Genomic DNA, 9,526 nt, shown 5'->3' on the forward strand with positions numbered 1-9,526 from the left:
CCCTGTTTATGCGAGAACGTGCATAGCGGCGTCCCGGCGTGGACGCCGGAGCCCGCTCTGTCTACCGTCGTTGAGCAGGCGGCCCGACCAGGGTCCGGGCAAGGGGGTTGGTATGTCCGAGCGTGCGGAACTCATCCGGCTCACGGGGAACGGTGAAGGTGAGTGCGGGGAGAAGGACTGCCCGAACGTGTACCGCACGGCGACGGGGTCGTTCGTCGTGCAGGGTGATGTCTGTGACGTGTTCACCCCACCTACCGGGGAGGGACTCGTCGAGATTCCGGAGTCGGTGTTGAGGGAGGCATTTCGTGCTCTTGGATGGTGACGCGTGGAACGACTGCTTCGACTCGATGCGCAGTGAGGCGTGGCGGCTGGAGACGCTGCCGGTCTACACGATGCCGCAGGAGGCGGAGAAGCTGGCGAGGTTTCTCGCGGGGGAGAAGTCGCCGGACGACTACGCGTCGGCCTGGATGGACGAGGTCCGCCAGTGGACCGCGCAGGGCAAGTACGTCGGCCGCGTCCACATCCTCACCCGCCCCCTCTCCGACTACCTCCGCTTCGAGTTCGAGTACTACTACCGCCACCACGTGACCGCCAGCGAGGACATCCGCATCCTTGACCTCACCGGCCGGGACAACCCGGGGCTGCCGGAGCAGGACTTCTGGATGTTCGACGAGTCCAAGGTCGTCCTGATGAACTACCGGGCGGACGGGACGCAGATCGGACGTGAACTGTACGAGGGTGATCCGGAGCCGTACCGGAGGTGGCGGAGGCTCGCGGTCGCGGAGTCGGTGCCGTTCTTGGAGTACGTGAGCGGGTGACGTTCGACCCCGAGCAACTCGGGCGGCAGAAAGAGGAACTTGCCGCCCGGCTCAAGGAATTGCGCAGACGAGCCGGTCTCACAGGTGACCGGCTCGCTCTGCGTTGCAACATGTCCCAATCGAAGATCAGCCGCATAGAGAACGGTAAAGCACAGCCGACACTGCTCGATCTGGAGCGAATTCTTCGAGCCGTCGCGGCACCGCCCGATATCGTCGAGGAGATCATCGCCCTCGCCAGACTGGCCAACACCGAATGGCAGGATCTTCGCTCATTGCGTCGGAGGGGCCTGGAAAAGAAGCAGACCGAACTCGCCGCACTGGAGGCGTCGGCCACCGAGTTCCGATTCTTCCTCCTGTCGATGATCACGGGACTGCTGTCGACTCCCGAGTACATCAGGGCGAGTCTCGCCCGTTCCCCGGCGGACGTCGGCAGGACGATCGTGAAGAAACTGGAGCGCCAGGAAGCCCTGCACGACACGACGAAGAAGTTCACCTTCGTCCTCACCGAACAAGCCGTACGGTGGCCCCTTCTGCCACCGGCCGCGATGGCGAAGCAGATCGACCGGCTTGCTTCGCTGACTTACCTGACGAATGTTCGGCTGGGCATCATTCAGGCGACCGGATACAAGCCTGTTGCTCCTATGGACACCTTCACTGTCTACGACCGCACCTTGGCCACTGTGGAGAACACCACCGGCGTCGTGATCCTGAAAGATCCCCGTGACATCGACATGCATATGCGGTGTTCGGAGAGGAGGCGAGGGTTCTGCTTGGGGAGTGGTCTGCTCGCTGCCGTTCATGATCTTTAGTCGATTACGCGAAAGGAGAGGTCAACTTTATTTCCTCGGGGAAATCTGACTCTGCCGGTGTCCGCGCACCAGCCATATGGGAGAGGACGAGTGGACATGCAGCAGCAGTACGACGTACCGGATGACGAGGAGCGCATTGGCCCCCTCACCTCGCCTGCGGTGATTGCTCTGGGTGACGCAGCCATCCTGACCCGGGGGAGCGACAACAACAGCACCGAGTCGAAGCAGACTCCGTATGACTGATCCGGGCGGGTGGCGACGATGGTTCGGCGGATGTGCGCCGGGCGGAGGGACCGCCGTACCGGATGGCGCTCGTCTGCTCTGGGACGATCCGCTGCTGTGGGTTGTCGGTGACTGGGCTCAAGGGCAGGTGCGGACGACGGAACGTGGTGGCGTGAGGATCGCCGTTCTCGGTCCGTGTTCCGCGACGGCAGTCGAGCTCGGGTACGCCTCAGCCAGTACCGACCTTGCCACGGCGGTGTGTTCGTGGGCCGGTTCGTTCACGGTGGTGCGCGTGGACGGCGGAGGCGGAGTCGACGTGCTGGCCGACGCGGCCGGCTCCTGCCCCCTCTATACGGTGTCCACTCCTGGCGGTCTGGTGTGGGGGTCGAGTTCGCTTGCGCTGTCTTCGTTGACGGGCAGGTGCCCGGATGCCGAGTGGCTCGCCTCCTACCTGCGCGAGAGGAACGCGCCGGACTCCCGAAGGAGCGCGTGGTGCGGAGTGGACCCGGTACCGGCCGGACACCGCTTGGTCATGGGGCCGGACGGCGGGACCTCGCTGTCCGAGTGGTGGACCCCGAGTAAATGTCCGACGCGGGATGCGCTCCAGGCTCTTCGGCGTGCGCTCGGTGAAGGGGTGCGAGCACGTGTCGAGGGTGTTCCGGTCACATCGGATCTGGCGGGCATGGACTCGACGACGGTGGCGCTCCTGGCGGCACGACACGGCCCGGTGACCGGCGTGACCCTCCATCCGTCCGGCGTCACGCGGGGCGGTGACCTCCAGTACGCGCGAGCGCTGGACGTACCCGGGCTGAACCGTACGTACTTCCCGCTGGAGACGCGTCACCTGCCGTTCACGGCCGCCGACGAGCCACTGCCCGCCACCGACGAGCCCGCCCCGTCAACCGGCGTATGGGCCATGCTGTTCGCACAACTGCGGGCGATGGCCGCCGGCGGATCGGCGCGTCACCTGACCGGCGATGGCGGCGACAACCTGTTCCTGCCCGCCCCTGCCCACTTGGCCGACCTGGCCCGAAGCGGGCGCTGGCTGCGCGTTGCCGGTGACGCGACGGACTGGGCGCGGCTGCGCAAGCAGAGCCCGTTTCCGCTGATCGCGCAGGCGCTTCGCGGCGACGCGGCCCGCATCGGCCGTCCGGTCCGGCCCCGCCCTGCGTGGCTCAAGGCACCCGCCCCCGACCCCACACCCTTTGGAGAGGACGCTGACACGGTGCTCGTGGCATCCGTCAGGAACGTGGCACGAGCCGTTCAGGCTGACAACCAGCTGGCGGACTCGATAGGGATCGAGCTGCACAACCCCTACTTCGACGCGGCCGTACTCGCAGCGGTGGTGTCCGCACCGGCTGTCGAACGGTTCTCCGCCCGCCGGTACAAACCCCTCCTTGCCGATGCCTTTGCCGACCTGCTTCCCGAAGCCCATCGGCAGCGGGCGTCCAAAGGGCTGTTCGCGGGTGACTTCCACCAAGGGGTGCGCACCAATCTGCGGCGTGTTCTCGGACTCGCGGACGGACGACTCGCCGCCATGGGCGTCATCGACCCCGCGCCACTGCACGCCGCGGTGCACGCGGCCGCGCTCGGCGCACAGACGGTATGGCCTCCGCTGTTGAGCGTGCTTGCCGTTGAGATGTGGCTGGACGCCGTCGAGAACACGGCGCCCGTCGGGTGGACCACTTCGCCCCCGGCGGGCGCGCGGTGAGTCACGCCAAGACCGTGGCCGCGCTCACCGCTCACGCCTGCGTGCTCATCGACTACGACACCGGGCACACCGAACTGCGCCCCGCCTCCGAGGCGGCCGCATCCCTGGGTGCGACTGTCGTACGGCTCCAGGACGCAGCCCCCTCATGGGGAACCATCGACGTGCCCGCGGTCCTGCCGCCCCTGGCCGACGTCCCGGTCCGGTGGCGTGCGGGAGCGGTCCTCGCCGTTCTCGTCACCTCGGCGGCCTGGGCAGTCGGACATCGCGGCAAGCCCGTTACGCTGTGTGCGCGGTACGTCGGGCCTCACGGCTGGTTCCCCTGCGCTGGGCCTGCCTGGAGCAGTCGACCGCCGCCGCTGTGCTGCTCGCGATGGCTGGGCGCCGCGCCGAGTGGCGGCACGGCGTGGCCACCGATCCGGTACGGCTGCTGCGTGGATCTCCGATGAGGACGGCGAACCCGTCGAAGAACCGGACGACACCGCGCTCTACACCGCCACCTGCACACCCGACGGACCCGGCTCCGTGACCAGGGCCGAAAGGAAGACCCACCGTGAGTGACCCGCACATCCTCCTGGCCGGCGAGAGCCTCGCACTGGGCATGCCCCGCCGCGACATGCTGCCCGAGTACCACCGTTGGGAGAACGATGCCCGGACGATCCTCGGGTACGGCAACCAGTGGGCGCAGGCGTGGGAGGTCCGCGAGTCCGGATGGGAGCGGCAGCGCGGGAACAGCCGCTATCAGCAGTTCGAGGTCGTACGGCTGACGGACCGACAGGCCATCGGTGTGACCGTGTTACAGATCAATACCTTCGTGCAGACCGCCGAATTCGTGATCGTCCTGGCACCGGAGGCGCGTGGGAAGGGTTACGCGACCGAGGCGACCCGCCTCACCCTGGACTGGGCGTTCCATCTGGGAGCACTGCGCATGGTGTGGCTCAAGGTGCTGGAACCCAACCGCGCGGGAATCGCCGCCTACGAGAAAGCCGGGTTCCGCCGGTCCGGGCGCCTGCGCAAGTCCGGTTACTGGCTGGGGCAGCCCGTGGACGAAGTCCTCATGGACGCCCTTCCCGAGGATTTCCCAGGCCCTTCGGCCGTGACCGCCGCCATCGGCGGCTGACGGCCATGACGTCGGAGATGGGAGCTGATCGGCCAGGGATCGCGGCTGCGGTCGTTGTGCAGGAGGGGCGTGTGCTGCTCGTTCGGCGGCGGGTGCGGGAAGGGGAGTTGTGCTGGCAGTTTCCGGCGGGGGAGGTGGAGAACGGGGAGTCGGAGGCGGAGGCCGCTGTGCGGGAGACGTGGGAGGAGACCGGGTTGGTGGTGAGGGTGGTGCGGGGGCTTGGGGAGAGGGTTCATCCGAAGACGGGACGGCGGATGTCGTACACGGCTTGCGAGGTCGTCTCGGGGGAGGCGTACGTCGCGGACCGGGAGGAGTTGGCCGAGGTGGCGTGGTGCGGGTCGGGGGAGATCGCCGGGTATGTGCCGTACGGGTTCTACGGGCCGGTGCAGGCGTATCTCGACCGGGTGTTGGGCCGTAGTGCGAGGCGGGGAGAAGGATCACGCTCGGGAGTGGAGGGCGGCGAGGAAGGTGGTGAAGGCGGGGGTGGGGATGTGGAGGGTGGGGCCTGAGGGGTTTTTGGAGTCGCGGATCAGGATGGTGGTGGGGGTGGGGGAGATTTCGAGGCAGGCGCCGCCGTTGCTGCTGTGGGAGGACTTGTGCCAGACGGCGAGTTCGAGGCATTGGCCGCCGTTGTTGCTGTAGGAGGAGGTGCGCCAGGCGGAGGCGGCTACCTCTACGCAGACGCCGCCGTTCTCGCTGTGGGAGGACTTGCGCCAGGTGTGGGTCATGGAGCCCCATGGTGAGTTGTCACATGGGGCTCCGACAGATCAGAACCCGCCGAACTCGGGGGAGTTGAGGGCGGTGAGGAAGGTGGAGAAGGCTGCCGGGCGGACGTTCAGGGCGGGGCCCGACTGGTTCTTCGAGTCGCGGACCGGGACGGTGCCGTGGGTGGCGGCGAGGTTCGTGGCGACCTCGACGCACTGACCGCCGTTCTCGCTGTACGAGGAGGTGAACCAACGGGGAGCTTGGGTGTTCACGGGGTGCCCTTTCGCAACTCTCTGATCATGGCCACGGAGTCCGCCTGGGAAAGCGCTTCGGCCTGTAGCTGATAGTAGGCCGACAAGAAGGGGGCGACGAAGGAGTTGTCCCGCTCAAGATGGCCCCTCAGCGCGGACTCGGCATACGCCACGAGCGCGCGGTCCGGCAGCGTCACCAGGGTGATCGGCAGAGTGAGCGGTCGACGCTCGCCCATGTCGAACGTGGCGATCTGGAGGTGGGTGTTCGGCAGCTCCGAGAACTCCAGCAGTCGGTCCAACTGGGCCTTCATGACGGAGGGTTCGCCCATGGGACGACGAAGGCAACTCTCGTCCAGCACCGCAAAGATCTGCGGCAGAGGTTTGCGAGTCAGGGTGAGCTGACGTTCTGCGATGAGAGCTATCCGCTCCTCCACCTGTGCGCTGGTGATCGCTCCGCGCTTCATGGCGCTCTGCACGGAGACCTCGGTGTACTCGGGTGCCTGGAGCAGTCCGGGGATGACCCCCACCTCGTACAGGCGGATCTCCACCGCCCTCGCCTCATCCCCCAGGAACTGCGGAAACCCGTCCAGCAGCCCGGCGTTGTTCATCTTCCGCCACCGGCGCTCGAACATGTCTCCGGTCCCCAGCGACGCATCGATCCTTCTCGCCAGCTGAAGGGTCGGTTTTTTTCGGGCCGTTTCCACCGCCGACATGTGCGAGCTGGAGAAGCCGGCGCGGAGCGCGACCTCGTCCTGGGTCAGGCCCTGTTCCTCTCGCACCGTGCGGAGATGCGCGCCGAACGCCGCGTGGGGCGAGCTGTCGGGGTCGAGTTTCTTTCGGTTCAACGGCTGTTGCACCGTCCTTCCAATCCGGCCGGGCTAGTTGAAGGGTTCCCGGCGGCTCGGCCACTCTGAGGCTCACGGTAGTGGAAGGACTACGGAGTGGAGTGGTCATGTCGGGAAAAAGCGGGGAGGGGGAGCACGAAGTCCCGCCCCCCGTACCGGAGATCGGCGCGTTGATGCTGGACTCCGCGCGCGACCTCGTGGGGGAGTTCAGGGGGGTGTGGGCGGGGAGATGGTCGCTGCGGCCGGTGAAGGGTGGGGTCGAGTGGGAGGTGGACCCGAAGGACGTGCGGCCGCTGAACGCCGAGCAGCGGATGCGCGCCGAGGTCGGGAAGGCGAACGCCCGCAGCAGGGGTGAGGTGCTGTGACCGGGCGTGAACGGGTGCTGGAGGAGAGGGAGTTGGTGGTGCGGCGGTACCGGGAGGGTGCCCCGCTCAGCCGGCTCGCCGAGGAGTACGGGGTCAGCAGCGGGTGGTTGGGGAGGCGGTTCGACGAATGGGGCGAGGACAGAAGGGGGTTGGTGGACGCGCTGCTGTACCGGAGGGCCGGTGCGCGGGTGTTCCGGGGGCGCGCGAAGCGACGTAGCAGTGAAGAAGTTCGGGAAGCGCGCGCGGAGTTCGTGGGGGCGCGGGAGAGTGTTGTGGCGCGGTATCGGGAGGGGGTGTCGGCGGCGGCGCTGGCCCGGGAGTTCCGGGTGAGTCCGACGTTCGTCGCCGAGCGGCTGGTCGCGTGGGGGGTGCCGCGGAGGGAGCCGCGGGGCCCTTCGGCGGCGTACGGAGAATCTCTCAACTGACTTGCGAGGGCGCGATGTTGCAGTGCACCGCAGTGAAGCTTCTGCCCGTGCGGGATGTGCTGGCCTTGCTGAAGGCCAACCGCGAAGAGCCGTACGACCACGCCGAGTTCGCGGACGGGTACGTCTGCTGCGAGCTGGCGGAGGGGCACGACGGGGACCACGCGGACTTCCTGTGGGACGGGTTCGCGCTGGACGAGGGGCAGTGGTTCCTGTGGGGGGAGGAGGAGTTCCGGTTCACCGTGCTGCGGTGGTGTCCGGCGTCGCATCCGGAGGGGGACGCGTGCGGGCTGTACGACGGGCATCCCCTCGTACACGCCTGGGACGTCTCCGATCCGACCTCCGACGCGTTGCTCCAGGACCTGATCGAGAACCCGGAGAAATGGGGACTTCCCGGGCCGCTGTAGCTCTCAGGTACTACGGGAAAGTTCACCCGAACGAGTGAATACTCGGAAGTCAGTTTTCCGCTTGTGTCACTTGGCCCTACGGTCTGTCACCACAACACGAAAACGCCCCGAAGGATCGCGACAACGATCCGACGGGGCTAAGCCGAAACAGCCACGTAGGAGCTGATCGACCTATGCGCGATTTTATCGTGCGCGCCCTTTTGAGCGCCCTCCGCATCCTCATCCCTCGTCGCCGTCCCGGACGGCACACCGCCGAGCACTTCATCGCCACGGCGCCCCCCACCCCCGTCATCCCCCCGAGCCCCTGGTCCCGGCCCTGGACCGGGCCCACCAAAGCCGAGGCCGCCGAGATCTTCCGCCGCCAGGCCGAGGCGGACGAGGCGCGGCGCCTGCGCGAACACCACCTCCAGCGGGAACGCCGCCATGCCGCCGCGCTGGCCTCGATGGGGATCGAGTACCCGTACACGTACGACGGGGCGCCGTTCACGGAGTTTCCGGTGGGGGCGTAGGTAAAGAACACGCCAAAACCCTGACGGGAAAGGGCACTTGGCAGGTTTCCACACCCTCGGGATAGTCGAGGTGAGACTTCAAACGGGGGAGTTGACATGGAACGACTGCTGGGCGCCCACGAGTTGGCGATCTTCCGCAGCGGGGGCCGCGTGCTCGTCATCTGCGAGGTCGAGGGGGACGTCGACCGGGGGCTGCTCGCCGAGGCCCTCCGGCTGCTGACCGAGTTCCACCCCGTCCTCCTCGGGAGATTCGTCCCGGACGGCGCGACCTGTGTCGTCCGGGACGGGGATCGTGCCGCCCAGCGCGTGCCGATCGACAGGTTCACGGACGTCCGCGAAGAGGCGCAGGTCGTCCAGGACTGGCTGAACGGCCCCCTGTTACGGGTCGCCGTGTCCGACCCCGGCCCGCGTACGACGATCGCCCTCGGCATGCCGCGCGCCCTCGTCGACGGCTCGGCCTACATCGCGCTCCACAAGAGGCTGTGGTCCCTCTACACGGCCCTGTCCCAACGCGAGGACATCGCCGCGCCGCACGTCATCGCGGGCGGGCTCGCCTCCCCCTCGCTCGACGACCGCGTCCGCGAGGCGTTCACCGACGGCGAGGTGACCGCCTTCCTGGAGTCGCGGGCCGCGCTGCGGGACGCCGTACCGTCCGTGCTGCCCGTCCGTGGGCGCGAGCCCGGCGGGTTCGGGGTCGTACGGCTCGAACTCGACGCGGAGCGTACGCAGTTGTTCGCCGAGCATGCGCACGGGGTCGGGCTGTCCGTGCACAGCCTGGTCTGCGGGGTGCTGCTGGCGGGGGCCCGGGGCCTGATGCGGCCCCCGGGCGGGGCGGTCACCCTGGCCTGCGTCTCGGCGGTCGACCTGCGTGCACGGCTCACCCCGCCCATCGATCCCGAGAGCGTCCAGTCCTCCGCCTCCTCCAGCACGACCACGCTCGACGTCCTCGACTCGCCCGACCCCGTGGACCTGGGCCGGGCCGTGGCGTCCCGGCTCCGCTCCGACCTCGACGCGCGGGTTCCCGACCTCGACGTCGCCACGATCCCCCACCTCACCCCGGCGACCGTCCCCCGCCTGCCCACCCTGATCGTCACCAACCTCCACACGATCCCCGCCCCGACCCTGCCCCCGTCCCTGACGCTCACCGGCTGGCGCATCCTCCCCCTCGTCGACATGCCGGTCCCCCTCGCCACGGTCACCCGCTTCGCCGGCCGCCTCGCGATCGACCTGCCCTATCCACGGCGGTGGTACGACGACGAGACGATGCGGCGGTTCCTGGACGCCGCGTCGGGGGTCTTCGACGAGGTCCTGGCACGGTGGGCGGCCCCCACGCCGTGACCGGGGG

15 protein-coding genes and 1 pseudogene are annotated in these 9,526 nt (G+C 68.2%); 13 read left to right on the plus strand and 3 right to left on the minus strand.

Annotation, left to right across the window (positions count from 1 at the left end):
* Window positions 1-112 precede the first annotated feature (112 nt).
* The 8 genes and pseudogenes from ACLZOT_RS19420 to ACLZOT_RS19455 all read left to right on the plus strand — a co-directional run.
* Window positions 113-322: a hypothetical protein gene (locus ACLZOT_RS19420; protein WP_416970220.1), complete on the plus strand. Its 210-nt coding sequence runs from the start codon at window positions 113-115 to the stop codon at window positions 320-322.
* Window positions 306-818 (plus strand): DUF6879 family protein, encoded by a 513-nt coding sequence (locus ACLZOT_RS19425; protein ID WP_416970221.1) that lies wholly within the window; start codon window positions 306-308, stop codon window positions 816-818. Before ACLZOT_RS19420 ends, ACLZOT_RS19425 begins: the two co-directional genes overlap by 17 nt.
* Window positions 815-1,627, plus strand: a complete 813-nt coding sequence (locus ACLZOT_RS19430) for a helix-turn-helix domain-containing protein (RefSeq protein ID WP_416970222.1) — start codon at window positions 815-817, stop codon at window positions 1,625-1,627. Before ACLZOT_RS19425 ends, ACLZOT_RS19430 begins: the two co-directional genes overlap by 4 nt.
* Before the next feature lie 96 nt (window positions 1,628-1,723).
* On the plus strand, window positions 1,724-1,870 hold the full coding sequence (locus ACLZOT_RS19435) for an albusnodin family lasso peptide (protein ID WP_416970223.1): 147 nt from the start codon (window positions 1,724-1,726) through the stop codon (window positions 1,868-1,870).
* The gene (locus tag ACLZOT_RS19440; RefSeq protein WP_416970224.1) at window positions 1,863-3,560 is read left to right on the plus strand and encodes an albusnodin/ikarugamycin family macrolactam cyclase; all 1,698 of its coding nucleotides are present in this window, start codon (window positions 1,863-1,865) and stop codon (window positions 3,558-3,560) included. Before ACLZOT_RS19435 ends, ACLZOT_RS19440 begins: the two co-directional genes overlap by 8 nt.
* A 145-nt stretch (window positions 3,561-3,705) precedes the next feature.
* Window positions 3,706-4,086: a lasso peptide biosynthesis B2 protein gene (locus ACLZOT_RS19445; RefSeq protein WP_416970225.1), complete on the plus strand. Its 381-nt coding sequence runs from the start codon at window positions 3,706-3,708 to the stop codon at window positions 4,084-4,086.
* Window positions 4,087-4,110: 24 nt separating this feature from the next.
* Window positions 4,111-4,677, plus strand: coding sequence for a GNAT family N-acetyltransferase (locus ACLZOT_RS19450; RefSeq protein WP_416970226.1), 567 nt, complete (start codon window positions 4,111-4,113; stop codon window positions 4,675-4,677).
* Window positions 4,678-4,682: 5 nt separating this feature from the next.
* Window positions 4,683-5,087 (plus strand): annotated as a pseudogene (locus tag ACLZOT_RS19455) (NUDIX hydrolase); the annotation flags it as partial.
* Window positions 5,088-5,114: 27 nt separating this feature from the next.
* Here the strand turns inward: ACLZOT_RS19455 and ACLZOT_RS19460 are convergent.
* Genes ACLZOT_RS19460 through ACLZOT_RS19470 form a run of 3 tightly spaced genes read right to left on the minus strand, consistent with a single transcriptional unit; the run spans window position 5,115 to window position 6,490 of the window.
* Window positions 5,115-5,405 (minus strand): DUF397 domain-containing protein, encoded by a 291-nt coding sequence (locus tag ACLZOT_RS19460; protein WP_416970227.1) that lies wholly within the window; start codon window positions 5,403-5,405, stop codon window positions 5,115-5,117.
* A 39-nt stretch (window positions 5,406-5,444) separates the two neighbouring features.
* Window positions 5,445-5,654, minus strand: coding sequence for a DUF397 domain-containing protein (locus tag ACLZOT_RS19465; protein WP_416970228.1), 210 nt, complete (start codon window positions 5,652-5,654; stop codon window positions 5,445-5,447).
* The gene (locus ACLZOT_RS19470) at window positions 5,651-6,490 is read right to left on the minus strand and encodes a helix-turn-helix domain-containing protein (protein WP_416970229.1); all 840 of its coding nucleotides are present in this window, start codon (window positions 6,488-6,490) and stop codon (window positions 5,651-5,653) included. The genes ACLZOT_RS19465 and ACLZOT_RS19470 overlap by 4 nt, the downstream gene beginning before the upstream one ends.
* A 95-nt stretch (window positions 6,491-6,585) precedes the next feature.
* On the opposite strand from ACLZOT_RS19470, the gene ACLZOT_RS19475 reads away from it, so the two are divergent.
* From ACLZOT_RS19475 to ACLZOT_RS19495, 5 genes are all read left to right on the plus strand, one after another.
* Window positions 6,586-6,843 (plus strand): hypothetical protein, encoded by a 258-nt coding sequence (locus ACLZOT_RS19475; RefSeq protein ID WP_416970230.1) that lies wholly within the window; start codon window positions 6,586-6,588, stop codon window positions 6,841-6,843.
* The gene (locus ACLZOT_RS19480; protein WP_416970231.1) at window positions 6,840-7,268 is read left to right on the plus strand and encodes a hypothetical protein; all 429 of its coding nucleotides are present in this window, start codon (window positions 6,840-6,842) and stop codon (window positions 7,266-7,268) included. Before ACLZOT_RS19475 ends, ACLZOT_RS19480 begins: the two co-directional genes overlap by 4 nt.
* Window positions 7,269-7,300: 32 nt before the next feature.
* Window positions 7,301-7,672, plus strand: a complete 372-nt coding sequence (locus ACLZOT_RS19485) for a hypothetical protein (RefSeq protein WP_416970232.1) — start codon at window positions 7,301-7,303, stop codon at window positions 7,670-7,672.
* Window positions 7,673-7,845: 173 nt separating this feature from the next.
* On the plus strand, window positions 7,846-8,181 hold the full coding sequence (locus tag ACLZOT_RS19490; RefSeq protein WP_416970233.1) for a hypothetical protein: 336 nt from the start codon (window positions 7,846-7,848) through the stop codon (window positions 8,179-8,181).
* Window positions 8,182-8,277: 96 nt separating this feature from the next.
* Complete coding sequence (locus tag ACLZOT_RS19495) at window positions 8,278-9,519, plus strand: phthiocerol/phthiodiolone dimycocerosyl transferase family protein (protein ID WP_416970234.1); 1,242 nt, start codon at window positions 8,278-8,280, stop codon at window positions 9,517-9,519.
* The last annotated feature ends 7 nt before the right edge of the window (window positions 9,520-9,526 follow it).

The sequence above is a fragment of the Streptomyces sp. 4F14 genome (genome assembly GCF_048159485.1).
GTDB lineage: Bacteria > Actinomycetota > Actinomycetes > Streptomycetales > Streptomycetaceae > Streptomyces.